This window comes from Bradyrhizobium sp. SZCCHNRI3043 (assembly GCF_032377735.1).
Taxonomy (GTDB): Bacteria; Pseudomonadota; Alphaproteobacteria; order Rhizobiales; family Xanthobacteraceae; genus Bradyrhizobium.
On the sequence record NZ_JAUHID010000002.1, the window covers coordinates 472,647 to 495,993 of the forward strand.

Sequence of the window (23,347 nt, forward strand, 5' to 3'; positions counted from 1 at the left end):
CGGCCCACGAAACAGAAGCGGCCCCATTGAGGGGCCGCGCTGTGTCTCTGAGGACTCAGTGATTCGAATCAGCTCTTCAGAAGCGGGTTGATCTTCTTCTGAAACTCCTCGATCGAAGTCTCGCCCTTGATCTTCTCGCCGTTGATGAAGAAGGTCGGCGTCGAATCGACTTTCAGAATGTCGCTCGCGTATTTCTGGTCGGCGGCGATCTTGTCGAGCAGCGCCTGGTCCTTCAGGCAGGCCTCGACCTGCTGCTGGCTGAGGCCGGCCTGCTTGCCGATCCGCGTCAGCGTCTCGGTGGTGTTCTTCACCACCCAGTCGTTCTGCGAGCGGAACAGCATGTCGGTGACCGCAAAATACTTCTGCGCATCGCCATTGGCGATGCAGCGCGTCAGCATCGAGCCGGCGGCGGCTTTGATGTCGAGCGGGAACTCGCGGAAGATGTAGCGCACCTTGCCGGTATCGATGTACTCGGCCTTCAGCTTCGGGAACACGGTCGCGTTGAACGCGGCGCAATGCGGGCAGGTCATCGAGGCATATTCGGTGATGGTGACGGCGGCGTCGGCCGGCCCGATCGCCATGTCCGGCAGCGACACCGGCTTGGCGACATCGGTGGCGCTCTGGGCCATGGCGTCCGAGATCAGCCGCAGCGGGGACAGGCCCGCCAGAGCGGCGAGGCCGGTCAGCGACAAGGCTGCGGTGAAGGCGCGGCGGGTGATGATCAAGGCTCTGCTCCGGAATGGGCGCATCTCGCGCCTGAAACACTCGTAACTCGGCTTTTCGCTAGCTTGAAACCCAGCTTGAGGCAATGCCGGGCCGCAAACCGGGATCAAACGGGAAGCGTCAATTTCGCTTGATGGCGGCGCCCAGCCGGGCGAGGGCGTCGCGCAGGGCGTCGTCCTCGATGGCGGTCAGGGTCTGCGCGACTTTCGCCACCGTGTTCGGATCGGGCGGAACCGGGCGGCGCTTCACCGGGGGGCGCAACAGCGGCCCCTGGCGCAGCGCCAGCTTGCCCACCGCGTGCCAACCGAAGAAGCGGTTGACGCGCTCCAGGATCACGTCCGACGAATGCTGGATCTCCAGCGCCATCGGCCCCTCGACGCGCAGGATCAAGGTCGCCGGCTCCTGCGGCTGGCCCTCGACCGGCCGCGGCCATTGCATCTTCAGCGGCTGGGCATGCTCGGCGATCTCGCGCCCGGCAATCTCCGGCCAGCGCGTGACCAGCTCGCGCGCGGCAAACCCCTGCTTGGCATAGGCGGCCGACAGCACGTCGCCCATCATGAGCGACAATGGCTTTGCGGTGAGGCGGCCGGGCTTTGCCATCGATACAGGCTTCTCGTGGTCTGCCGCCCGTCCGAGCCGCCGGGGCTCGAAGAAAGCCGTGGATGCCGCAGACGAGACTGCGGTCCAGCGGGCGACGATGGCTCCTGACGTACTAGATTAAGCCAATGGTGTCATCAGCCCTTCCTTCCAAGCGCAAGAGCCGACCCGAGAATCACGGCTCCGCCGAGCGCCCCGCACAACTGCTCGCCTGGTACGACCGCCACCGCCGGCGGCTGCCGTGGCGCGCGCCGGCCGGGCAGCGCTCCGATCCCTATCGCGTCTGGCTGTCCGAGATCATGCTGCAGCAGACCACGGTGAAGGCGGTCGGGCCGTATTTCGAGAAATTCCTGGCGCGCTGGCCGGATGTCTCGGCGCTCGGCGGCGCCGAGCTCGACGACGTGCTCAGGATGTGGGCCGGCCTCGGCTATTATTCGCGGGCGCGCAACCTGCATGCCTGCGCCGTCGCCGTGCTGCGCGAGCATGGCGGCGTGTTCCCGGACACCGAGGAGGGGCTGCGCGCGCTGCCCGGCGTCGGTCCGTACACCGCGGCCGCCATCGCCGCGATCGCGTTCGATCGGCTGACCATGCCGGTCGACGGCAACATCGAGCGCGTGGTGTCGCGGCTGTTCGCGGTGGAGGAGGCCTTGCCGCAGGCCAAGCCGCAGATCCAGGCGCGCGCGGCGACCCTGCTCGGGCCGTCCCGCGCCGGCGACAGCGCGCAGGCACTGATGGATCTCGGCGCCACCATCTGCACGCCGAAGAAGCCGGCCTGCTCGCTGTGTCCCTTGAGCGAGGACTGCGCCGCACGCGAGCGCGGCGACCAGGACACGTTCCCGCGCAAGGCCGCCAAGAAGACCGGCACGCTCCGGCGCGGCGCCGCCTTCGTCGTCACCAGGGGCGACGAGCTGCTGGTGCGCTCCCGCCCCGCAAAGGGCCTGCTCGGCGGCATGACCGAGGTTCCCGGCTCGGAATGGCTCGCCGGCCAGGACGATGCCGACGCGCTCGCCCAGGCGCCCGAGCTGGCCGGCGTAAAGCGCTGGCACCGCAAGCTCGGCGTCGTCACCCACGTCTTCACCCATTTCCCGCTGGAACTCGTGGTCTACACGGCGCGTGTGCCCGCCCGGACGCGCGCGCCGGACGGCATGCGCTGGGTCCCGATCGCGACCCTCGACGGCGAGGCGCTGCCCAACGTCATGCGCAAGGTCGTCGCGCACGGGCTGGGGCAGTGAGGGCGCGCTGAGCGTGTAGTTTGTAGGGTGGGCAAAGGCGCGCCACGCTGCTGATGAGTTCAGCGAGATGTTACCCGCGCCGTGCCCACCATCGAGGCTGCGAGTGCGCAGCGAGACGGTGGGCACGCTGCCGCCTTCGGCGACCGCTTTGCCCACCCTACGGCCGCGCATATCAATATGCTCCATTGTCGTCCCGGCGAAAGCCGGGACCCATACCCACAGGGAGTGGTTTGAGGCACACCGGTCATTGGCATTCTGCCCATCACGACGGCCGCGGAGTATGGGTCCCGGATCGGCGCCGCGCCGCGCTGGTGCGCGCCGCGGCTTGTCCGGGACGACAGCGGTGGATGAGTCGGATTCACGGCCCAAACAGCGGCTTGCCTGAGCAACAGAGACCGAGACACGTGCTCGCGTTCTCGCGGCACATCATGCCGAGGCTTGCGATCAGTTCGTCCTTGCGTGGGGGCGGGGAGTAAAACGGGGCCGCAGTTCGGCGGCCCCGCTTGCTCCGGTCAATTCGGTTTGGGCGTCTCCACCACCAGCGCCACGATCCGCCGCACCAGCGGCAGGACAGCGAGCAGCGTGGGGAACGCGACCAGCCAGGAGATGGCCCACGCTGCGGGCCAGGTCTCGATGAACGCCTGTGTCGGTCCAAGACTCTTCAGCGTGGCGATCGCCGACACGACGAACGTCATCAGCACCGAGAGTGTCAGTGGCATGACGACAGCCGCATAGCGCGCGGGCAGTTTTCTGCGCGCGCGCCGTTCACCAGATGGATTCATGATGGCAGTTCCGGAATTCGATCGGTCGATCACGGGCAACGCATCCTGCATTCCTCCGGATCGAGCCGATCCGTTGAATGCGTTGCCTGACGTGAGACGCTTACGGTGCGCATCCGCGCAGCGGGCGTCTGATAGCCTGACAACAAGGCGGACGCCAGCCAAAAATCTGAACGAGCCGGAATTCATGCCGCTGCTGCGCTAGCCGGTTTGGAGGGTAGGGTGGGCAAAGGCGCGCATCACCGTATTCACCGCAGACTGCGCTCGATCGCGCGCCGTGCCCACCATCTGACTCGGAGTACGCAGCACCGCGGTGGGCACGCTGCCGCCCTGCCGGGCGGCTGCTTTGCCTACCCTGCGCGACCTCGACTGTATTAACGCATTTTTCTGTTGGCGGCCTGACGGAGGAGAACGCGCGGGCGCCCGCCGGCGTCCGCTCACGTCGGTTTCGTCGGACGTCCTGGCGCGCCGCCGAGCTCGCGGCCGGTTTCCAGCATCAGCGTGCGCAGCCAGATCGATCCCGGCTCGACCTGCGCCCTGGTCGGATAGAACATGTATTGTTCGTCGACGCCGGGATCGAGCGGCGGCGCGACGGTTGACAGTGACAAGGCCTGCGCCAGCGCCGCGATCAGGCGGCGCGGCACGAAGGCGACGAGATCGGTGCGCGCGGCGACATGCAGCGCCTCGATGTAGCTCGGCACGACCAGCGCGATCCGCCGCTCCCAGCCCTTGCTGCGCAGCCAGCCGTCGATCAGGTCCTCGCTTTGGCCGCGCAGCACCACCGCGACATGCCGGGCGGCCAGGAAGCCGTCTCGCCGGCTCAGTCGCCTGCCGACCGGGTGACCGCGCCGCACCGCCAGCGCATCGCTGTCGGTGTAGAGCAACTGGCGATGGAAGCCCTTGAAGGCGTTGCCGATCGAGATCACCATGTCGATGGTGCGGGCGAACTCGGCGTGGAAGATCGCAGGGCCTCGCCAAGGCACAACGTCGATGCGGAGGTTGGGCGCGGCGCGCGTCACCTTGGCCATCAACGACGGCATCAGCAGCTCGACCGCGAGATCAGGCATCATCAGGCGAAATTGGCGTTCGCTCCGTGCAGCGTCGAACGCGTCGGGCGTGAACAGGCCGCGCACCTGATCCAGCGCCTGGGCGAGCGGAGCCTGCAGCGCAAGGGCGCGCGGGGTCAGCTCCATCCGCGCGCCGGTGCGTACCAGCAGGGGATCGCCGAGCAGGTCGCGCAGCCGCTGCAGGGCGTGGCTGGTGGCCGGCTGGGACAGTCCGATCCGCAGCGCAGCCCGGCTGACGCTGCTCTCGCGGAGCAGTGCGTCGAGCGCCACCAGCAGATTGAGGTCGAGCGCGGCCAAATTCATGGGCCGAATTGATATCATATCCGATATCGATTGGAAGAATGCGCCGCCACCCGTCATGCTTCGCCCTGTCGCAGAGGAGATCGGGAGACAGATGTCATGACCGCCAGCGCCAACAAGCGATTGATGCAAGAGCTGCTCGCCAAGGCCGCCGCCGGCGACCGCGCGGCCTATGTCGCGGCCATCGCCGACGACGTCACGATGGTGATCACGGGACAATATTCGTGGTCGCAGACGATCAGAAGCAAGGAGGCGCTGCTGCGCAATCTCCATGGCCATCTCAACAGCCTGCTGGCGGAGGGACGCCGCGCCATTCCGCTGCGCTTCATCGCGGATGACGACCTCGTCGTGGTCGAGGCCAAGGGCGAGATGCGCACCAGATCCGGACGGCCCTACAACAACGACTACTGCCTGATCTATCGGCTGCACGAGGGGCGCATCGTCGAGATCCGTGAATACTGCGACTCGGCGCTGACGGAAGCGGTGCTGGGACCGTTTCCGGCTGCGCTCAGGCAGACGGGTTGATGCGACGATGCCTGAATTCAAGGAGGGTTTGCCGATGAGCGCCGCAGAAGCCACGGGTCATGACAACAGGCGGATCGTGCAGCATGTGTTCGACGAGCTGGCGAAGAGCAATCCGCAGCCGCTACTCGATCGTCTCGCGGATGATTTCCGCTTCGTCATCATGGGCAGCGGATCCTGGTCGCGCAGCTATGACGGCAAGGCGACCGTTCTCGCCGAGTTGTTCGCGCCGCTGCGGGCGCGGCTCGGCCGCATCACCACCATCCCGATCCGGCTGACGGCCGAGGATGACCGCGTCGTGGTCGAGGCGCGTGGCCGCAATACGACGAGCGACGGCAAGATCTACAACAACAGCTATTGCAACGTCCTTCGCCTGGAGAACGGCCGTATCCTGGAATGGATCGAATATTGCGACACGCTGCTGATCGAGACCGCACTCGGTCCGCCGCCGACGACGTCATGAGACAATTACGGTGACATCTCTGGACTGCACCCCTCAAGTGAGACGCAGATAATTTCCGCGACAGGCATTTCGAGGATGACCTGTGGCAGCAAGAGGGAAGAACCGTCAGTTTCCGGCGCCCATCGCGGCCATCGTAGTTATTCGATCAACTGAATCCGGACCCTAGACGGAGCGTCCTTGAGCACGCTGGCGGCAGTAGCGCCAAAGGTTGCCTTGAAGGCGTGGCTGAAATGGCTGGAGCTCGAAAAGCCTGCATCGAGCGCCGCCGACGTGATAGAATCGCCATTTCCCACACGCTCCACAGCGTGCCGGAAACGAATCCAAATCCTAAACGTCCTAAGTGGCACCCCAATCTCTTGGACGAACAGATGCTGCAGGCGACCAGGGGAAAGGTCGACTCGCCGGGCCAGTTCCTGGATCGAGTGATTGCGGGCGATGTCAGCCCTTATGATAGCTACGACACGTTCAACCCGCGCATCGAACCGTGGTGGGCGCGGTTCGATTCCCAATGCCTGTTCAGCAGCGAAATCGAAATCGTCGAAGCGTAGCTTATCACCTGTCTGATGCAGCGCGTAGAGATTCCGCACAGCGACGATAAGCGAACTTTCGATGTCAGGGTCCAGTGAGCTTAGGCCACATCTCTGACGGGGCGAGAGGCGCCGATAGTAAGGATCGTCAGGGTCGTTGTATATCACGGCGACCGGCGCCCCGCTTAGATCAAGGGTATGCGCCAAGCCTGCGGGGACGATGGCGGTAAGGCAGGCCAGGCTCTCCCCGGCCATTGTGGTGCCGATCCGCAGAGGGGCCTGAAGCGCCACCAGGCAGACCGATATTGGATGCCGGTGCAGCGGCAGCGTACCCAGACGCCCGATGAACATCATTCGTTGAGGCCAGAGGCACAACAAAGCTCTCTCGTCGAAATTGGTAGCCGATTCTGGCAAGCGGCCATTCCTCCACACGTCTATGCTTCGAGAAGGTCACGCCGACGGCATCCAGCGACCTTGGCGCGCAAGCTCTTGTACCCGGCGTCCATAGCGGAAAGATTTGTTTGGGGAAATCATGTCGAACGCTTTCTTGATTGCGAATATTGAGTTGTGGCGGCTTCTTCCGGTGGGCGGCATCTGGAAATGCCGCCGCATGGTTGCGTCGCCCGAAGTGCGGGCGTCTGTTTACGCCGACCCCTGCCATCGCAGCGCCAATGTATTCACCTGTTTGCTTGGTTCTTGCAGAATTCGCGCGGCTGAGCTGGCCACCGGGCGTCAGCGTGATCGCCGTCAGCACGCGATCACCTTCCTCGCGATGGCTGGTAGCTTTCAACGATCACCCGAACAGCCGAATCTGAAGGCCTGTCACACGAGGAGTTCAAGCGGGCTACGCGATATAGCCCACTTGCAACAGGCGCCCGGTCAGCCTCAGCCGGACTAAGAGACGACAGTCCATGTCACGGGCGCCGCGCCCGGCACACGAGACCCCTCAGCGATTGAGCCGCCGTGCCGGGGACCGCACGTCCTCAGCCGATGGAGCCCGGGCCGCCAAAACTAGGGAAGCACTGCGCCGTCACCCAAAACACCCCACCGCACCGCGGTTTCTAGCCTCGCCCATACTCCGGAGCACCAGATGACCCTCGCCGCCCCCTACGACCCCGACAACATCTTTGGCCGAATCCTTCGCGGCGAAGTCCCCGCCGCCAAGGTCTGGGAGGACGATCACGTCCTCGCGTTCATGGACGCCTTTCCCCAGTCCGAAGGGCACGTACTGGTGATCTCGAAGACCTCGACCTCCCGCACCCTGCTGGACGTGGAGCCGGACGTGCTCGTTCGGCTGGTCGCAGCCACCCGACGCACCGCCCGGGCAGTGGTCAAGGCGCTGGCACCCGAGGGTTTCCTGATCGTTCAGTTGAACGGCGCGGCCAGCGGTCAGACCGTCTTCCACCTGCATTTCCATATCATACCTCGCTGGGCGGACGTTCCGATGAAGGGCCACGGGCAGGCGCCGATGGGTAAACCAGAAACCCTGCTCGCCCTCGCCGACCGCATCGCCACTGCGCTTGATTGACCGCAGCCCGGCATGCGGTCTGCTGCCGCTCAAATAGCAATCGGAAAAGCTCCGATGTGACTGCACGAAAACGATGTAGCCATGCCTTGCGGCGAACGCGCCGTCGCCCTGCGGGGGTATCACCGGAGGCTTCAACCGCCGGCGGAGTTTGTACGAAGTCCTGCTCAGCAACTGCACCTAGGAAGCTCAGCAAGGTCGGCAAAATGAAAATAGGTGTTTCTGAGGCAACGGCGGTCAGTGGGCAGCACTCGACCGCGCGATTGGGCGAAGCTGGGGCTCGTCCTTTCTCCCGGCTTCCCGAAGTGGATTCTGGCTTAGGACTCTCATATGTTCCATTCACGTAGCATTGTCATCACCGGGGGGGCGACGGGCCTAGGCTTTGCGATAGCGAACGCGCTTACCCCCCAAGGTGCTCGGCTGACGCTCCTGTCGCGGCGAACCGATAATCTGGATCTCGCGGTTCATGAACTTCGTCGGCGACACGCCGGCGCCGATATCGAGGTTCAGTCCGTCGATGTTGGCGATCCGATTGCAACGTCTCAGGCTATCGAGGAGGTTGCTCGGCGCCGTGGAGGGATCGACATGCTGTTCAACAATGCAGGTGTGATGCGCGAGGGGCGGTTCGAGACCCTCACCGACAATGACTTCCAGGCCGTGATGCAAACCAATTTCTTTGGTCCGGTAAATGTCACCAGGGCTGCTTTACCCCATCTACGCGCCGCTGGCGGGCGGTTGATCAACATAGCATCGATCGCTGGTCTGACCGGAACCTTCGGTTTCACCGCCTATGGATCTGCGAAACACGCCTTGGTCGGCTTCACCGAATGCCTGCACTACGAACTGCTGCGCCAAGGTATCAAGGTTCACCTCGTCTGCCCAGCGGAGTTCGAGACGCCTATGGTGGCGGAGCTTGATTCCTATCGGACACCGGAGAACCGGCGACATACGCTGACCATCCCGAGAACTCCCTTGGAAATCGTGGTTGCGGACACATTGCGGGGAATCCGGCGCGACCGGTATTTCATCGTTCCGGGTGGCCGCGCCCGGCTGGCCGTCCTCGGCTTGCGGCTCGTACCATCGATTGTGCGTAGACTTGGCGAGCGCATTGTTGGGAAACTCGAGCGGAAGCACCCGGTGTGAGTTCATCGTCATACCGGCGATCGGCCGCGAGGCAATCCGTCGGAGGATGAACATGAATATGGTGACGCCTTCCGCGAGCGTATGAGGTCAGGCTTAAAGACTTCCGCTGCGTCACCAGATAGGACAAACCGCGCCAGCGCGTGGGCTGGTTGGAGCGAAGCGATACCATTGTTGTCTCGTAGACCAATTGATGGGTTTCGCGTTGCTCCACCCATCCCGCGAGCTAATCGACAGCATGCCGCGAAACTAAAGCGAAGTCACGCCCCACGCTTTGTCGGTGGCAGTAGCGCGCCGGGCGGCGGATTCCAGTATTTCGTTGAGTATTACGGTGACGCTGCATGAAACTTGTCGTGGCGCGCTGCCCCGACGAGACGGCTGCATACCGGTCGGCGCTGATCGCATCGACGGCGCAGCATGCGCCGACATTGCACGTCATTCCGATCCGTCGCTCCGTTCCGTTCCAGGACGCGTCTTCCGTTTTTCGGAATTTGTCTTGACTCCGACCCCAAATCAATGGCTATATCCGCCCGTTCCGTCCCGGCAGGAGGGGCGTACGCGTCGTCACGACACGCGGGGCGGGATGCGGTGGCTGCGACGGCGTCGTCAGGACGAGCGACGTCGACCGGCCTCGTGCAGGGCTGCGGCGGCTTGCCGGCGTGGCGCGCGTGCGGGGCCTTTCGCGGACGTTGAAATCGTGTGGTCCTGGCATCCCGATGCTGATGTCAACTCGCGTTGAGGCTTCGCTTCGCGCGGGGATGGTGGCCAGAAAGCCCGGCGCACCAGGGAGATCACGTATAAGACGTAAGCCCATCGCGCAGGGAATGCCGGATGACCGGCTGGACCTGTGGTGACTGCCGCCTGCTTATCTTTCTGCAGGCGGGCCATGGGTTGCGGCCAGCACCCGGCATTCCCTGCGCCCTCCTCGTTGCGAGGGTCCTTCTCGGCAACACCTCGGGCGCTGCGCGCCGCGAGAGGGTGAGCTCATGTCCTTCATCGGGATGTCCTGCATCGGGATGTCTGTCGTCGCGTCGTCATCGATCGGCATGGGTCGTGTCCGGATCCGCGCGGGTCGAGCACGCGGCCCGCAGAATGCAGATCGCCCATGACGGCGCACGCGGGCGGCCAGGGGTGGACGGTCTGGTTGGGTGCAAGATAGGGTCGGATATCATCCGTCAGGGATCACCATGCTCAAGCTCTATGTCGCGCCGGGCACCTGCGCGCTCGCTTCACATATCGCGCTGGCCGAGACCGGCGCCGACTACGTCGCAGAGAAGCTCAGCTTCAAGACCAACCAGCAGAACAGCCCGGACTATCTCGCGATCAATCCCAAGGGGCGCGTTCCGGCGCTGGTGACGGAGCAGGGGGGTCTGACCGAGACGCCGGCGATGCTCGCCTATATCGCGCAGCGCTTTCCCGAGTCGCGGCTTGCGCCGCTCGACGACGTCTTCGCCTTTGCCGAGGTGCAGTCGTTCAACAGCTATCTCTGCTCGACGGTCCACATCGCCCACGCGCACAAGATGCGGGGCTATCGCTGGGCCGCCGAAGAGGCCTCCTTCGCCGACATGAAGAAGAAGGTGCCGGAGACGATGAGCGCCTGCTTCGCGCTGATCGAGCAGAAGATGCTGCGCGGCCCGTGGGTGATGGGCGAGCAGTACACGATCTGCGATCCCTATCTGTTCACGATCGCGCAATGGCTCGAAGGCGACGGCGTCGACATCAACGCCTTCCCGAAGGTCGCCGCCCATTTCGGCCGCATGTCCGGGCGGCCGGCCGTCAAGAAGGCGCTGGCCGAGCTGGCGGGCTGACGGCCATCCTCGAGGCCATGGCGTCGGAACAGCCGCCCGCCAGCACGGCGCATCGGGAGAGCGGAAAAAATAGCCGCGCGAAGCCGGAACCCAGCTCCGGCCATCGACGTTGCAGGAGGCCGTGGCGCGCCTGCGACCGATCTCCTTTTCTGGGACCCCTTGATGTTGCCGGCTGCCGCTTCAGATGACCGTTTGCGCGCGACCGGCACCGAGGGCATCCGCGAGAGACTGAAGGCGGCAACGGCCTCGGCGCACCGCGCGCTGGATGAAGGGCTCGCGCATTTCGATCTCACCACGACGGCTCATTACCGCCGGTTCCTGCAGGCCAGCGCGGCCGCGCTGCTGCCGTTGGAGGCGGCGCTCGATCAGGCCGGGGTGGATGATCTGATCGAGGACTGGCCGCAGCGCCGACGATCGCAGGCGATCGCCGGCGATCTCGCGGATTTCGGTGCCGTGCCGGTTCCGATGGACCTTCCCGCCCCCTCGCTCGACCGTGCGGGCGTATTCGGCACGCTCTACGTGCTGGAAGGATCGCGGCTCGGCGCAGTCTATCTGCTGCGCATGGTCGCGGCCTCCGCCGATCCGCGGGTGAGACGCGCGACGCGCTATCTCGGCCATGGCGTGCGGCAGGGCTTGTGGCGCAGCTTCCTGTCACAACTCGCACAGGAGCGGACGACAGCCGACGAGGAAGTCAGGATGATCGTGAGTGCGCGCGCAGCGTTCGCGATGTTTGCGAAGGCAATGGCAGCAGCATGAACGAGCCGGTCAACCTCACCAATTGCGATCGCGAGCCGATCCATGTTCCCGGGAGCGTCCAGCCGTTTGGCTTCCTGCTGGCGCTGGTGTCGGACTTCACCATCTGCATGGCTTCGGAGAACGCGCCGGACTTTCTCGGCGGCGACATCGGTTGGCTGCTGCAGCGGCCGCTCGACGCCGTGCTCTCGGAAGCCGCCGTGACGGCGATCCGTGCCCGGGTCGACTATCTCAGCGGTCCGGACGCGGTCGAGCGTGTGTTCGGCGTCGATCTTCAGGGCCGGGGCCGGCTGTTCGACCTCGCCATCCATTTTTCCGGTGCGTATCTCGTCGTCGAGGCCGAGCCGAGCCTGATCGAGCCCGGCGTCAATTCCGGCGAATTGGTCCGGCTGATGCTCGGCCGCATCCGCAAGACGACGGGGATGATGGACCTCGCGCAGGAGGCGGCGCGCCAGCTCAGGCTGCTGACCGGATTCGATCGGGTGATGGTGTATCGCTTTCATCCGGACGGCTCGGGCGAAGTGATTGCCGAGGCCGCGGGCTCCGGCCTGGAGCCGTTCCTCGGGCTGCATTACCCGGCCTCGGACATTCCCAGGCAGGCGCGGCAGCTCTATCAGCGCAACTGGCTGCGGATCATCGCCGACATCGACGCCGCGCCGGCGCGGCTGCTGTCGACGCCGTCGCACAATGCCGGCCTGCTCGACCTGTCGATGAGCGTGCTGCGCGCGGTCTCGCCGATCCACATCGAATATCTCCGCAACATGGGCGTCGGCGCGTCGATGTCGGTCTCGATCCTGCGCGAAGGCAAGCTCTGGGGCCTGTTCGCCTGCCATCACTATGCGCCGCATCACCTGTCGTTCGAGAAGCGCACCGCGGCCGAGCTGTTCGGCCAGATGTACTCCTGGCTGCTCGAGGCGCGTGAGCGCGAGACCGACGTCGCCTATGAGACGCGCGCGCATCAGATCCAGGAGCGTCTGATCGAGCGTGCGGCTCTGCACGCCCACAGCAAGCGAGCGATCCTCGACTTCGTCGCCGACTACCGGCAGATGATCGAGTGCGACGGCATCGCCGTGTGGTCCGACGACGAGATCACGCTCGACGGCGAGACGCCGACCGAAGAGGAGGTGCAGGACCTCATCGGCTTCATCAACCGGACCTCCCCCGGCCGCATCTGCGCCAGCGCCGAGATTGCCAAGGTGTACGCGGCGGGCGAGGCATTCCGCGATCGCGCCGCCGGCTTCCTCGCCGTTCCGATCTCGCGCACGCCGCGCGACTGCCTGATCTTCTTCCGGCGCGAAGTGCTGCGCTCGGTCAACTGGGCGGGCGATCCCAACAAGACCTACGCCGAAGGCCCGCTCGGGCCGCGCCTCACGCCACGCAAGAGCTTCGAGCTGTGGCAGCAGACGGTGGCCGGCCAGTCGAAGCCATGGTCAGCGGCGGATCTGCGCATCGCCGAGAGCCTGCGCATCACCCTGCTGGAGGTGATCCTGCAACTGTCGGAGCTCGCCGCGCGCGAGCGCCGCGGCGCCCAGGAGCGGCAGGAGCTCATGATCGCCGAGCTCAATCACCGCGTTCGCAACATCCTCAGTCTCGTGCGCGGCCTGGTCGCGCAGAGCAAGGAGACCTCGACCTCGGTCGAGGACTTCGCCGCGCTGCTCGGCGGCCGCATCCAGGCTCCGGCGCGTGCCCACGACCAGATCACCAATCTCAACTGGGCGCCGGTCGCGCTGCGCGCGCTCTTGGAGTCGGAGGCGGGCGCCTATCTCGGCTCGCGGGCTGCGCGGGTGCGGATGGAAGGGCCGGACGTCGCGCTCGACCCCAAGGCGTTCGGGACGCTCGCGCTCGTCGTGCATGAGATGATGACGAACTCGGCGAAATACGGCGCGCTGGCCGACTCCACCGGGCAGGTTCAGGTGGCGTGGCGACTGGATCCCGGCGCAAGCCTCGTCATCGACTGGAAGGAGAGCGGCGGACCTCCGGTGCAGCCGCCGACGCGCCGCGGCTTCGGCACCACCATCATCGAGCGGTCGGTGCCATTCGATCTCAAGGGCGACGCCGAGATTCGCTTCGATCTGCTCGGCGTTCAGGCCCGCTTCATGATTCCCGCCAATTTCGTCCAGCTGGTTCCGGCGCCGACCGGCGCGATCCCATATCCCGAGCAGAAGCAGGAGCCGACGCCGCGTCTCTCAGGCGCCGCGCTGATCGTCGAGGACAATTTGATCATCGCGATGGGCGCCGAAGTGATTCTGCTCGAGCTCGGTGCGCGGCAAGTCGACACGGCGGCTTCGGTCGGTCAGGCGCTGAAGGCGATCGAGCGCGCGGTGCCGGGCTTCGCGCTGCTCGACATCAACCTCGGCGCGGAGAGCAGCCTGCCGGTCGGGCACCGGCTGAAGGAGCTCGGCGTGCCTTTCATGTTCGCCACCGGCTATGGCGAGCGCGCGCCGTTTCCGCCCGAGCTGTCCGACGCGCCGATCATTCAGAAGCCGTACACGCGCGAGCTGGTCGAGAAGGCGTTGACGAAGATGATGAAGTGAGCGGGGCGCGGCGTGTGGTCGATGTGCGCGTCATGTTCGCAACGGCCATGGCGAGTGTACGTCGATGACGCGGCGAGTTTGTCCGACGCCGTCGTACACGCGTGGGACCGTCGAGAGTCATTGACTTAGATCAAGTGAGGCGCCCGCGCATCAATGTCTGGACTACGCCTTGCGGTGATTGGCATTCAGGATTTCAGTCTTGGGTTTTCTCACATCCGCGTGTTGTCTCGAATGGCGCAGCACGCGTGTCGTCGTCGTATCAACGCGAATTCCCACTGTTGCTGCGACAAAACAGCCCAAAAATATTGGAACGCATCCAAAGGACACCGCTGTTCTAACATTGTTTCGACAAATGGAACCTCCGCAGCCTTATTCCGAACGAAGTCATCGCCGAAACGGCGCAGCGGGGGCGCGTTGAATCGTCGGAGGTGTGATGACGAATCGAACGACGAGTTTGTTGCCGCGCGTTGCTGTCGCCGTGCTGGCGGGAGTGGCTGCGGCGACAATCGAGTTTACACCGGCATCGGCTGCTGACGAATGCCTTGCAAAGCCTGCGGGAACGCCGGCGGGGAAGCACTGGTTCTATCGCATCGATCGCGCGACGAAGAAGCAGTGCTGGTATCTGCGCGACGACGATCGCGAGGCGAAGGGCGCGTCGCTCGTCACGCGCAAGCTCGCCTCGCAGAAGGAACGTGCTCAGCTCTCGTCGACCGCGGCCAATGCACGTGCCGAGATCCAATCGTCGTCCAAGGACGCCGCCGATGAGGTGAAGGTCGTGTCCTCGACACCGACCGCCGCGCCGTCTGTGCCGGCGACGTCTGCGTTTCCGTCGGTTGCCGCATTTCCGGCCGCGCCAGCGCCCGTCGCGTCAGCGCCGGCGGCGCCCGACCCGGTCGGTGCGGCCGTGAACGAATCTGCTGTTGCGACGCGTTGGCCCGACCAGTCCGGCACGCGGCCGGCAGCGGTGGAGCCCGCCGCGCCCCGCGCGTCCTCCTACACGCTCGCGGCCGCCAGTGACACGAGCGCCGCGGAAGCGGCTGCTCCCGCGACGCCGGCGCTGGCCGCTGCGGATGCCTCGCCGGCCGTGACGATCGGCATGTCCGGGGATGATGCGTCCAGGACGCGGATGTTTGCGTTCCTCGGCGCAGTCGCGATTGCGGGCTTCTCGATTAGCGTGCTGTTTGCGCGCGCCCGGGGCAGGCGGCAGCTTCGCATCGAGCCGGTGGCCGCCCGGCGCGTCACGCGTTGGCCGGCGGAGCCCGAGCTCGATCGCATGCACCTGCCGCCGGTGGACAGCTACTATCCGGCCCTGGCGGGACGCAGGGGTAAATCGTCGCAGTCCACCGCGCAGGTCTCGGTCGTGCCGCGCGACGACGTTCGCTACGACGAGCAGTACGAGGTCGAAGACCTGCTGGCGCGCTATTCCGGACAGGAGCGCCGGAATTCGTGAGCGTCAGGCGGCGGACATCTCGGAGCGGATCTCGGCGCGCAACTCGTCGATCAGCCTGAGGCCGCCCTTGGTCTCGACGTGCCAGAAGGTCCAGCCGTTACAGGCCGGCAGACCTTGCGCCACCGCGCCGATGCGGTGGATCGAACCGACCTTGTCACCCAGCATGATGGCCCCATCGGCGCGCACCAGCGCGCCGTGGCGGCGCTTGGAGTCGACGAGCTTGGTGCCGGGCGCGATCATGCCGCGCTCGATCAGCTCCGAGAAGGCGACGCGCGGCGCTTCGCGCGCCGTCATGAACGGTGCCAGCGTTGCCTCCGGCAGCGGCTCGACCGCGGCGATGCGCTGCTCTGCTGCCTTCGCATAGACCTTGTCGCGCTCGAAGCCGATGTAGCGGCGGCCGAGGCGTTTTGCCACGGCTCCGGTCGTGCCGGTGCCGTTGAACGGATCGATCACCAGATCGCCGGGTTTCGAGGATGATAGCAGCACCCGCGCCAGCAGGCCTTCCGGCTTCTGCGTCGGATGAATTTTCTTGCCATCGCCATCCTTCAGCCGTTCCTCGCCCGTGCACAGCGGAATGAGCCAGTCCGAGCGCGCCTGGACGTCCTCGTTGGCGGCCTTCAGCACTTCGTAGTTGAACGTGTAGCCCTTCGCCTTCTCGTCCCGCGCGGCCCAGATCATGGTCTCGTGCGCGTTGGTGAAGCGGCGGCCGCGGAAGTTCGGCATCGGGTTGGACTTGCGCCAGACGATGTCGTTGAGGATCCAGAAGCCGAGATCCTGCATGATCGCGCCGACGCGGAAGATGTTGTGATAGGAGCCGATCACCCAGATCGTTGCGCTCGGCTTCATCAGGCGGCGCGCGGCGAGCAGCCAGGCGCGCGTGAAGTCGTCATAGGCGGAGAACGAGGAGAACTTGTCCCAATCGTCGTCGACCGCATCGACCTGCGATTCGTCGGGACGCTTGAGCTCGCCCTTGAGCTGCAGATTGTAGGGAGGATCTGCAAACACCAGGTCGACCGATGCGCCTGGCAGTTTCGACATCTCGGCGACGCAGTCGCCGACGATGATTCGTTGCTCTTCGAGGGTCTGAAATTTAGTGCGGGGCGCCCTTGCAGACGCCCCGCGACGCGACTCTACCATGACTCAAGAACTCTGACTCAGGCGACGCTGTCGGCGACGCGGGACCTAACAACCGACTGCCCACACATTGACCCGGCAAAGTAAAAATGGACTTAACCCGGAAAATTATTCGCATCGATGCGCACGCTTTCATCACGCGCACCAGCGACGAATTCCGTTCGTCGATGCACGATGGTCTCTGCGCAAGACGCCGATTGCGATGGGTTTTTCGCGCCGGTCGCGCGCGAGCGCAGCCGATCGAGGTTCGGCGCGGGCCGGTTTTTTTTGGCTGCGCTAGGCAAAATTTGCCGGCCGGGTTATTGATTAACACAGTGGAAATTTTACCTGTCTGCCGCGTTAGGCATTTCGTGCAGAGCCGCGCAAGAATCGTGAGGAAAGGCCGCCCATGCGTTACGATGATTTCCGTCGCAGCGACGACATCGACGACCGTCGCGACGAAGGCGGCGGGATGGGCGGTGGTATGGGTCTGCCGATCGGCGGCGGCGGCCTGGGCATCGGCACCATCATCGTGCTCGGCCTGATCGGCTATGCCTTCGGCATCGATCCGCGCATCCTGATCGGCGGCGCCGAGATGCTGAGCCATGGCGGCGCGCCGACCCAGCAGGCGGACCGGCGCTCGCCGGGCCGGACGGGCGCACCCAAGGACGAGATGGGCGACATGATCTCCGGCGTGCTCGGCGAGATCGACGACCGCTGGAGCGAGATCTTCCAGGCCAGCGGCCAGAATTATACCGGGCCCAAGATCGTGCTGTTTCGCAACAGCACCAATGGCGGCCGCTGCGGCATGGCGCAGTCTGCGATGGGACCGTTCTACTGTCCGCCGGACCGGCAGATCTTCCTCGACACCAACTTCTTCCGCGAGGTCGAGACGCGCTTTCGGGGCTGCTCGGGCAGCGCCTGCAAGTTCACCGCGGCCTACATCATTGCGCACGAGGCCGGGCACCACATCCAGAACCTGCTCGGCATCCTGCCGCGCGTGACGCGGATGCAGCAGCAGTCGGACAACAAGGCCGAAGCCAACGCGCTGCAGGTCAAGGTCGAGCTGCAGGCCGACTGCCTGTCCGGGGTCTGGGTCAATCGTGAGGCCAAGAAGCGTCCGGGCTTCCTCGAGGAGGGCGACATCGACGCCGCGTTGACGACGGCCTCGGCGATCGGCGACGACACTTTGCAGCGGAAGGCGACCGGACGCGTGGTGCCGGATTCGTTCACCCATGGCTCCGCCGCGCAGCGCAAGCGCTGGTTCATGATCGGCTACCAGCAGGGCACGGTGCAGGCCTGCAATACGTTCAGCGCCAGTTCGCTGTAGGGAGACGCGATGATGGCGATCGACGAGAGCAAGAGCTTCATTCCCCTCAACATCGCCGTGCTGACGGTGTCCGACACGCGTTCGCTTGCCGACGACAAGTCCGGTACCACCCTGAGTGACCGCCTGACCGCTGCCGGCCATAGGCTCGCGGCGCGCGAGATCGTCACCGACGACGTCGAGAAGATCCGCGCGGTGGTGAAGTCGTGGATCGCCGATCCCGGCGTCGACGTCGTCATCACCACCGGCGGCACCGGCTTCACCGGCCGCGACGTCACGCCGGAAGCGATCGAGCCGCTGTTCGAGAAGCGCATGGACGGCTTCTCGATTGCTTTCCACATGCTGAGCCACGCCAAGATCGGGACGTCGACGATCCAGAGCCGGGCCACGGCCGGCGTCGCCGGCGCGACCTACATCTTCTGCCTGCCGGGATCACCGGGCGCCTGCCGCGACGGCTGGGACGGCATCCTCGCCGCCCAGCTCGACTACCGCACGCGGCCCTGCAACTTCGTCGAGATCATGCCGCGGCTCGACGAGCATCTGCGCCGGCCCAAGGCGCAGGGCGCGACGGCGTAGGACCCCGGCACGACGACGCGCCGCGCGTCCATCGCACGTCTCACTTCGTTGGTACGATCTCGAAAGCGCCGCCGCCTTCGATCGCCGCGCCAATGAGGCCGCCCATCATGCTGGCGGCGAAATTCTGTCCGCGCGGTCCCACGACCATTCGATAGGTCTTGCCGGGCACGGCGGTGAAACGAATGTTCGACGAGCCCGGCGAGGACCATGTCGATACGGTGATTGTCGTGGCGCCCGGCGCAATCGGGCCGCTGTAGCTCTCGCCGCGGCCGAGGCTTGCCACCTTGGCGCCGTTGATCTCGATCGCCGCGGGCGCCGCCAGATAGAGGAAATCGGCCGTGCGCGTAATCGCGACCGTTGCGCGTCCTTTGGGCGCGGCGTGAGCCGCCGTCCCAGCCGCGACCCCCAACAAGCCTGCCAGCGCGGCAAGCGCCGCAAGCTTCGATCGCACCATCGATTCCATCACTACTGATACCCGCCCCGTTTGGCGGGATACTACCGACGCGCGGGAACTTCGCAATCGGCATGCGCAACGTGTTGTGGGGGTGATCTCGGCCTACCGGCGGTTGCTGCAACCCGGGCGGTGCGGGCTACAGCTCGAGCCGCCATGTCTCGCCCGTCAGCGGGACGCCGAACATGGCGTGCGGCTCCTCGGCGATCTTGCGAAACCCGGCGCGGGCATAGATGTCGCGCGCGGCGGTGAGAATGCTTTGCGTCCACAGCTCGATCGTCCTGTAGTTCTTCTCGCGGGCGAAGCGGATGCATTGTTCGGTCAGGGCCCGGCCGACGCCGAGACCGCGGGCCTTCTTCTCGACCAGCAGCAGCCGCAGCTTGGCGGCCTCGTCGCTGCCCCTGACCAGGAAGATCGAGCCGACCGGCTCACCCGCAAGCTCGGCGATCCAGCAGTGCTCGCGCGCCGGGTCGTAGCTCCTGATGAACTGCGCGCCGATCTCGGCGACCAACGCCTCGAACGAGACGTCCCAGCCATATTCCTCGGCGTAGACGGCGCCGTGCCGTGAAACCACCCAGCCGATGTCGCCCGGGCGATGGCTGCGCAGCAGCACCGGGGAGCGGCCCGGCTGCTGCGGCTCCAGGGCGGTCTCGATCGTCGTCATTGCACCGACCAGCCGGTCGCGCACGGATGGCGCCAGCGGCGCCAGCATGGCCGCGATCTCCTTCTGCGAACTGCGGTCGAGCCTGGCATAGGCCTGTCGTCCCTTGGCGGTGAGCCCGAGCTGCTGCTGCCTGCGATCGGTCGGCAATGGCGTGCGGGTGATCAGGCCCTGCTCGTCGAAACTCTGGACGATGCGGCTGAGATAGCCGGCATCGAGGCCGAGCGAGAGACCGATCTCCTTGGCCGAGATGGCGTCGTACTGCGCCAGCTCATAGAGCACACGCGCTTCGGCCAGCGAGAACGGACTGTCGAGCAGATGCTGGTCCAGCGCGCCGAGCTTCCTCGTGTAGAAGCGGTTGAACGCGCGAACGGTGGCGACCTGGCCGTCGGATGGGGCAGGATTCATGTGGCACCTCCAATACTTGCCATTGTCAATCAATTGATTGACTTTGGCAAGTATTATCCCGATGCTAGACCATGACAATCCGGCTGCGCAGCATGGTCCGCGAGGAGCGGCCGAGCTGACGCAACAGCCGCGTCTCGGCACGCTTTCGATCGGGCTGGTAGCCGCCGACCTGCCGGTAATGATCGCGGGCGATCAGCAGGCCCTGGTCGCCGAGCGGTCCGACCAGGGCCCGAGCGACCGATCGCATCCGCTCGCGCAGGCTGATCGCAGCGTAAGGAGACCTGGCGTAACGGAAAACGCCGGCGCGGGGCTGGCCGGCGGCGGCGACGCTCTGGACGAACTGCCTGGTTTCGTCGATCCAGCCGGGATCGAGCATCGCGCCAGCGGGCAGAAACATCAGCCAGGGCGCCCGCGCGTTCGCGGCCCCTGCCGCGAGCGCCGCGGCCTGGGAGCCCTCGAACTTCATGAAGTGGCAGCCGGCGACGTCCGCGACACGCTCGATCACGCTGGAATCGGGCGAGCGATCGACCAGCAGCACCTCGGTAACGACACCGGCCGCGGCGCCTGGCACCAGCGCGGACAGGGTAGCCACGGCGGTCTGCTCGACACCTTCGGTCGGGATGATCACGCTCAGCATGAACCTGGCATCGTTATCTGTCGCGCCTCCAGCATGACTGTTATCATCTTGTCATAGCCAAATCAGCCCGCTGCGCTGCGGAATTTTGCAGCACGTAGCGGGTCGCGCACGTTCGGGCAACGCCGAACGATTGCTATTTCAAGGTGCTGCGTTGCTGGAGCTCGCGCTTGGCTGGTTCAGTCGCCCGCCTGTGTCGGCGTGGTGCCGCCGGCGCTGTTCGGCCAGACCCAGTCGCGGATCGTCGGCATGTCCTCGCCATGCGCCCGGATGTAGCGGGTATGCTCGATCAGCGCATCGCGAAATTTCTGTTTCACATGGGCTGCGGACACGCTGAGGCCGGGCACGCGTTCGATCGCCTCGATGGCGAGGTGGAAACGGTCGAGCTCGTTGAGCACGACCATGTCGAACGGCGTCGTCGTGGTGCCTTCCTCGATGAAGCCGCGCACATGCATGCCGGCATGGTTGGTGCGGCTGTAGGTGAGGCGATGGATCAGATGGGGATAGCCGTGATAGGCGAAGATCACTGGCTTGTTGGCGGTGAACAGGCTGTCGAAGTCGCGGTCGCTGAGGCCATGCGGATGGTCCTGCTTCGGCTGCAGGGTCATGAGATCGACGACGTTGACGACGCGGATCTTCAGGTCGGGCAATTCCTTGCGCAGGAGGTCGACGGCTGCGAGCGTCTCCAGGGTCGGGACGTCTCCGGCGCAGGCCATCACCACGTCGGGCTCTTCGTCGGCGGGCTCGGTGCCGGCCCAAGACCAGATGCCGATGCCGGCGTCGCAATGCGTGGCGGCGTCCTGCATCGACAGCCATTGCGGCGCGGGCTGCTTGCCGGCGACGATGACGTTGATGCGGTCGTAGGTGCGCAGGCAATGGTCGGTGATCCACAACAGCGTGTTGGCGTCCGGTGGGAAGTAGATGCGGACGATATCCGCCTTCTTGTTGGCGACGAGGTCGACGAAGCCGGGATCCTGATGGCTGAAGCCGTTATGGTCCTGCCGCCAGACATGCGAGGTCAAGAGATAGTTCAGCGACGCGATCGGGCGCCGCCACGGCAGCTCGCGTGACACCTTCAGCCATTTGGCATGCTGGTTGAACATCGAATCGATGATGTGGATGAAGGCCTCGTAGCAGGAGAACAGGCCATGGCGGCCGGTGAGCAGATAGCCTTCGAGCCAGCCCTGGCAGAGATGCTCGCTCAGCACCTCCATGACGCGGCCGTCATGCGCCAGATGGACGTCATAGGGCTCGATGCCCTCCATCCACACGCGCTCGGTGACCTCGAACACCGCATCGAGCCGGTTCGACGCCGTTTCGTCGGGACCCATGATGCGGAAGTTTCGGGTCTTCGCATTCAGCGTGATCACGTCGCGCAGGAACTTGCCGAGCTCGCGCGTCGCTTCAGCGATGGTCTGGCCTGGTGAGGACACCTCGATCGCGAAAGCTTGATAGTCCGGCAGCTTGAGCTCGCGCTTGAGCAGACCGCCATTGGCATGCGGATTGGCGCCCATGCGTCGCTGCCCTTTCGGCGCCAACGCCTGCAATTCCGGCCTGAGACGGCCATGGGCGTCGAACAGCGTCTCCGGCTCGTAGCTCTTCAGCCAGGCTTCGAGCAGCGCGAGATGCTCCGGCTTGCTGCGGGGGTTGGCAATCGGCACCTGATGGGCGCGCCAGAAGCCTTCGACCTTGAGGCCGTCGACCTCCTTCGGCCCGGTCCAGCCCTTCGGGCTGCGCAACACGATCATCGGCCAGCGCGGCCGTTGGATCGTTGCATCCGGCTGACGCGCATTCTGCTGGATGGAGCGGATGCTCGCGAGCGCAACATCGAGCGCGTCCGCCATCTGCCGATGCATCGCCTTCGGCTCCGCGCCTTCGACGAACAGCGGCTCGTATCCGTAACCTTCAAACAGGCATTTGATCTCGGCATCGCCCATGCGGCCGAGCACGGTGGGATTGGCGATCTTGTAGCCGTTGAGATGCAGGATCGGCAGCACCGCGCCGTCATGGGCCGGGTTCAGGAACTTGTTCGAATGCCAGGACGCGGCGAGAGGGCCGGTCTCGGCCTCGCCGTCGCCGACCACGCAAGCCACGATCAAATCGGGATTGTCGAACGCCGCACCATAGGCGTGGACCAGCGCGTAGCCGAGTTCACCGCCTTCATGGATCGAGCCCGGCGTTTCAGGCGCGGCATGGCTCGGGATGCCGCCGGGGAAGGAGAACTGCCGGAACAGTTTGCGCAGGCCATCGGCATCGCGCGTGATCTCCGGATAGATCTCGCTGTAGGTGCCTTCGAGATAGGTGTTGGCGACCATGCCCGGACCGCCATGGCCGGGGCCGCAGATGTAGATGACACTGAGATCCTGCGCCTCGATGGCGCGGTTGAGATGGGCATAGATGAAGTTCAGGCCGGGCGTCGTCCCCCAGTGGCCGAGCAGGCGCGGCTTGATGTGCTCCGGTTTCAGCGGCTCGTGCAGCAGCGGATTGTCCAGCAGATAGATCTGCCCCACCGAGAGATAATTCGCCGCGCGCCAGTAGCGATCGAGCAGGTCAAGATCGTCGGCCGGGGTGGTCTGTTGGGGAGAAGTGATCTGCATGGGACCTCGCTTGCCTTCCGCTTCGCGCCTGCGGGATACTGTATGAGAGTAACGCCGCACCGTCCTGTTCCAGCGCACCTGCAGGATAGAACGGGAATGTGATGGCGGGCCTTGCGCCCGCGCAGAGCATGCGTGCGCTTTTGTTCTATTTTGTTCTTGT

The 23,347-nt window shown here is 65.3% G+C and carries 23 protein-coding genes; 13 read left to right on the forward strand and 10 right to left on the reverse strand.

Annotated features, from left to right (window positions below; all coding sequences use genetic code 11):
- Positions 1-68: 68 nt before the first annotated feature.
- Together QX124_RS07980 and QX124_RS07985 are read right to left on the reverse strand one after the other, a co-directional pair.
- Positions 69-725 carry a DsbA family protein gene (locus QX124_RS07980; RefSeq protein ID WP_315738330.1) on the reverse strand — a complete coding sequence of 219 codons (657 nt, stop codon included), beginning with the start codon at positions 723-725 and terminating at the stop codon, positions 69-71.
- A 118-nt stretch (positions 726-843) separates the two neighbouring features.
- On the reverse strand, positions 844-1,323 hold the full coding sequence (locus QX124_RS07985) for a DUF721 domain-containing protein (protein ID WP_315738329.1): 480 nt from the start codon (positions 1,321-1,323) through the stop codon (positions 844-846).
- A 125-nt stretch (positions 1,324-1,448) separates the two neighbouring features.
- On the opposite strand from QX124_RS07985, the gene mutY reads away from it, so the two are divergent.
- Positions 1,449-2,552 (forward strand): A/G-specific adenine glycosylase, encoded by a 1,104-nt coding sequence (gene mutY, locus QX124_RS07990; RefSeq protein ID WP_315796849.1) that lies wholly within the window; start codon positions 1,449-1,451, stop codon positions 2,550-2,552.
- Between the two features lie 512 nt (positions 2,553-3,064).
- Here the strand turns inward: mutY and QX124_RS07995 are convergent.
- Positions 3,065-3,334 (reverse strand): DUF2798 domain-containing protein, encoded by a 270-nt coding sequence (locus QX124_RS07995; protein ID WP_315796924.1) that lies wholly within the window; start codon positions 3,332-3,334, stop codon positions 3,065-3,067.
- A 434-nt stretch (positions 3,335-3,768) separates the two neighbouring features.
- A complete protein-coding gene (locus tag QX124_RS08000; protein WP_315796850.1) occupies positions 3,769-4,701 on the reverse strand; it encodes a LysR family transcriptional regulator in 933 nt (310 codons plus the stop codon).
- 96 nt (positions 4,702-4,797) lie between these two features.
- Between QX124_RS08000 and QX124_RS08005 the strand changes: the two genes are divergently transcribed.
- Both QX124_RS08005 and QX124_RS08010 read left to right on the forward strand, forming a co-directional pair.
- A complete protein-coding gene (locus tag QX124_RS08005) occupies positions 4,798-5,223 on the forward strand; it encodes a nuclear transport factor 2 family protein (protein WP_315796851.1) in 426 nt (141 codons plus the stop codon).
- A 34-nt stretch (positions 5,224-5,257) separates the two neighbouring features.
- Positions 5,258-5,683, forward strand: coding sequence for a nuclear transport factor 2 family protein (locus tag QX124_RS08010; RefSeq protein WP_315796852.1), 426 nt, complete (start codon positions 5,258-5,260; stop codon positions 5,681-5,683).
- 137 nt (positions 5,684-5,820) lie between these two features.
- Here QX124_RS08010 and QX124_RS31840 read toward each other — a convergent pair whose 3' ends face one another.
- The gene (locus QX124_RS31840) at positions 5,821-6,135 is read right to left on the reverse strand and encodes a helix-turn-helix domain-containing protein (RefSeq protein WP_409997676.1); all 315 of its coding nucleotides are present in this window, start codon (positions 6,133-6,135) and stop codon (positions 5,821-5,823) included.
- Between QX124_RS31840 and QX124_RS08015 the strand changes: the two genes are divergently transcribed.
- From QX124_RS08015 to QX124_RS08050, 8 genes are all read left to right on the forward strand, one after another.
- Positions 6,052-6,231 carry a hypothetical protein gene (locus tag QX124_RS08015; protein ID WP_315738324.1) on the forward strand — a complete coding sequence of 60 codons (180 nt, stop codon included), beginning with the start codon at positions 6,052-6,054 and terminating at the stop codon, positions 6,229-6,231. The two genes, QX124_RS31840 and QX124_RS08015, sit on opposite strands and share 84 nt — an antisense overlap.
- Before the next feature lie 511 nt (positions 6,232-6,742).
- Entirely contained in the window at positions 6,743-7,108 is a 366-nt protein-coding gene (locus QX124_RS08020) for a hypothetical protein (protein ID WP_315796853.1), read from the forward strand.
- Positions 7,109-7,300: 192 nt separating this feature from the next.
- Positions 7,301-7,738, forward strand: coding sequence for an HIT family protein (locus QX124_RS08025; RefSeq protein ID WP_315738323.1), 438 nt, complete (start codon positions 7,301-7,303; stop codon positions 7,736-7,738).
- A gap of 327 nt (positions 7,739-8,065) precedes the next feature.
- Positions 8,066-8,878, forward strand: coding sequence for an SDR family oxidoreductase (locus QX124_RS08030; RefSeq protein WP_315796854.1), 813 nt, complete (start codon positions 8,066-8,068; stop codon positions 8,876-8,878).
- Between the two features lie 1,184 nt (positions 8,879-10,062).
- Positions 10,063-10,683 (forward strand): glutathione S-transferase family protein, encoded by a 621-nt coding sequence (locus QX124_RS08035; RefSeq protein WP_315796855.1) that lies wholly within the window; start codon positions 10,063-10,065, stop codon positions 10,681-10,683.
- 162 nt (positions 10,684-10,845) lie between these two features.
- A complete protein-coding gene (locus QX124_RS08040; protein WP_315796856.1) occupies positions 10,846-11,439 on the forward strand; it encodes a biliverdin-producing heme oxygenase in 594 nt (197 codons plus the stop codon).
- A complete protein-coding gene (locus QX124_RS08045; RefSeq protein ID WP_315796857.1) occupies positions 11,436-13,970 on the forward strand; it encodes an HWE histidine kinase domain-containing protein in 2,535 nt (844 codons plus the stop codon). The genes QX124_RS08040 and QX124_RS08045 overlap by 4 nt, the downstream gene beginning before the upstream one ends.
- A gap of 433 nt (positions 13,971-14,403) precedes the next feature.
- The gene (locus QX124_RS08050) at positions 14,404-15,420 is read left to right on the forward strand and encodes a hypothetical protein (RefSeq protein WP_315782134.1); all 1,017 of its coding nucleotides are present in this window, start codon (positions 14,404-14,406) and stop codon (positions 15,418-15,420) included.
- A 3-nt stretch (positions 15,421-15,423) separates the two neighbouring features.
- Here QX124_RS08050 and QX124_RS08055 read toward each other — a convergent pair whose 3' ends face one another.
- Positions 15,424-16,557, reverse strand: a complete 1,134-nt coding sequence (locus QX124_RS08055; RefSeq protein ID WP_315776165.1) for a site-specific DNA-methyltransferase — start codon at positions 16,555-16,557, stop codon at positions 15,424-15,426.
- Positions 16,558-16,942: 385 nt separating this feature from the next.
- On the opposite strand from QX124_RS08055, the gene QX124_RS08060 reads away from it, so the two are divergent.
- Both QX124_RS08060 and moaB read left to right on the forward strand, forming a co-directional pair.
- Positions 16,943-17,863 (forward strand): neutral zinc metallopeptidase, encoded by a 921-nt coding sequence (locus tag QX124_RS08060; RefSeq protein WP_315739946.1) that lies wholly within the window; start codon positions 16,943-16,945, stop codon positions 17,861-17,863.
- Between the two features lie 9 nt (positions 17,864-17,872).
- Entirely contained in the window at positions 17,873-18,436 is a 564-nt protein-coding gene (moaB, locus tag QX124_RS08065) for a molybdenum cofactor biosynthesis protein B (RefSeq protein WP_315739947.1), read from the forward strand.
- Positions 18,437-18,476: 40 nt separating this feature from the next.
- On the opposite strand, the gene QX124_RS08070 is transcribed toward moaB, so the two are convergent.
- The 4 genes from QX124_RS08070 to QX124_RS08085 all read right to left on the reverse strand — a co-directional run bounded on the left by QX124_RS08070 (position 18,477) and on the right by QX124_RS08085 (position 23,187).
- Positions 18,477-18,890, reverse strand: coding sequence for a hypothetical protein (locus QX124_RS08070; RefSeq protein WP_315757052.1), 414 nt, complete (start codon positions 18,888-18,890; stop codon positions 18,477-18,479).
- Positions 18,891-19,026: 136 nt separating this feature from the next.
- Entirely contained in the window at positions 19,027-19,956 is a 930-nt protein-coding gene (locus tag QX124_RS08075; protein ID WP_315796858.1) for a helix-turn-helix domain-containing GNAT family N-acetyltransferase, read from the reverse strand.
- A 64-nt stretch (positions 19,957-20,020) separates the two neighbouring features.
- Positions 20,021-20,593, reverse strand: a complete 573-nt coding sequence (locus QX124_RS08080) for a glycosyl transferase (protein ID WP_315739950.1) — start codon at positions 20,591-20,593, stop codon at positions 20,021-20,023.
- A 176-nt stretch (positions 20,594-20,769) separates the two neighbouring features.
- Positions 20,770-23,187 carry a phosphoketolase family protein gene (locus QX124_RS08085; protein ID WP_315796859.1) on the reverse strand — a complete coding sequence of 806 codons (2,418 nt, stop codon included), beginning with the start codon at positions 23,185-23,187 and terminating at the stop codon, positions 20,770-20,772.
- Positions 23,188-23,347 lie beyond the last annotated feature (160 nt).

What these genes read in the sequence shown, in the direction of transcription:
- QX124_RS08010 (WP_315796852.1), top strand. Translation starts at nt 5,258, where the DNA reads ATGAGCGCCGCAGAAGCCACGGGTCATGACAACAGGCGGATCGTGCAG.
- QX124_RS08005 (WP_315796851.1), top strand. Translation starts at nt 4,798, where the DNA reads ATGACCGCCAGCGCCAACAAGCGATTGATGCAAGAGCTGCTCGCCAAG.
- QX124_RS08050 (WP_315782134.1), top strand. Translation starts at nt 14,404, where the DNA reads ATGACGAATCGAACGACGAGTTTGTTGCCGCGCGTTGCTGTCGCCGTG.
- QX124_RS08080 (WP_315739950.1), bottom strand. Translation starts at nt 20,593, where the DNA reads ATGCTGAGCGTGATCATCCCGACCGAAGGTGTCGAGCAGACCGCCGTG.
- QX124_RS08040 (WP_315796856.1), top strand. Translation starts at nt 10,846, where the DNA reads ATGTTGCCGGCTGCCGCTTCAGATGACCGTTTGCGCGCGACCGGCACC.
- QX124_RS08085 (WP_315796859.1), bottom strand. Translation starts at nt 23,187, where the DNA reads ATGCAGATCACTTCTCCCCAACAGACCACCCCGGCCGACGATCTTGAC.
- moaB (WP_315739947.1), top strand. Translation starts at nt 17,873, where the DNA reads ATGATGGCGATCGACGAGAGCAAGAGCTTCATTCCCCTCAACATCGCC.
- QX124_RS08030 (WP_315796854.1), top strand. Translation starts at nt 8,066, where the DNA reads ATGTTCCATTCACGTAGCATTGTCATCACCGGGGGGGCGACGGGCCTA.
- mutY (WP_315796849.1), top strand. Translation starts at nt 1,449, where the DNA reads ATGGTGTCATCAGCCCTTCCTTCCAAGCGCAAGAGCCGACCCGAGAAT.
- QX124_RS08060 (WP_315739946.1), top strand. Translation starts at nt 16,943, where the DNA reads ATGCGTTACGATGATTTCCGTCGCAGCGACGACATCGACGACCGTCGC.
- QX124_RS07985 (WP_315738329.1), bottom strand. Translation starts at nt 1,323, where the DNA reads ATGGCAAAGCCCGGCCGCCTCACCGCAAAGCCATTGTCGCTCATGATG.
- QX124_RS08000 (WP_315796850.1), bottom strand. Translation starts at nt 4,701, where the DNA reads ATGAATTTGGCCGCGCTCGACCTCAATCTGCTGGTGGCGCTCGACGCA.
- QX124_RS08035 (WP_315796855.1), top strand. Translation starts at nt 10,063, where the DNA reads ATGCTCAAGCTCTATGTCGCGCCGGGCACCTGCGCGCTCGCTTCACAT.
- QX124_RS08075 (WP_315796858.1), bottom strand. Translation starts at nt 19,956, where the DNA reads ATGAATCCTGCCCCATCCGACGGCCAGGTCGCCACCGTTCGCGCGTTC.
- QX124_RS08045 (WP_315796857.1), top strand. Translation starts at nt 11,436, where the DNA reads ATGAACGAGCCGGTCAACCTCACCAATTGCGATCGCGAGCCGATCCAT.
- QX124_RS08070 (WP_315757052.1), bottom strand. Translation starts at nt 18,890, where the DNA reads ATGGTGCGATCGAAGCTTGCGGCGCTTGCCGCGCTGGCAGGCTTGTTG.
- QX124_RS07995 (WP_315796924.1), bottom strand. Translation starts at nt 3,334, where the DNA reads ATGAATCCATCTGGTGAACGGCGCGCGCGCAGAAAACTGCCCGCGCGC.
- QX124_RS08025 (WP_315738323.1), top strand. Translation starts at nt 7,301, where the DNA reads ATGACCCTCGCCGCCCCCTACGACCCCGACAACATCTTTGGCCGAATC.
- QX124_RS08015 (WP_315738324.1), top strand. Translation starts at nt 6,052, where the DNA reads ATGCTGCAGGCGACCAGGGGAAAGGTCGACTCGCCGGGCCAGTTCCTG.
- QX124_RS08055 (WP_315776165.1), bottom strand. Translation starts at nt 16,557, where the DNA reads ATGGTAGAGTCGCGTCGCGGGGCGTCTGCAAGGGCGCCCCGCACTAAA.
- QX124_RS08020 (WP_315796853.1), top strand. Translation starts at nt 6,743, where the DNA reads ATGTCGAACGCTTTCTTGATTGCGAATATTGAGTTGTGGCGGCTTCTT.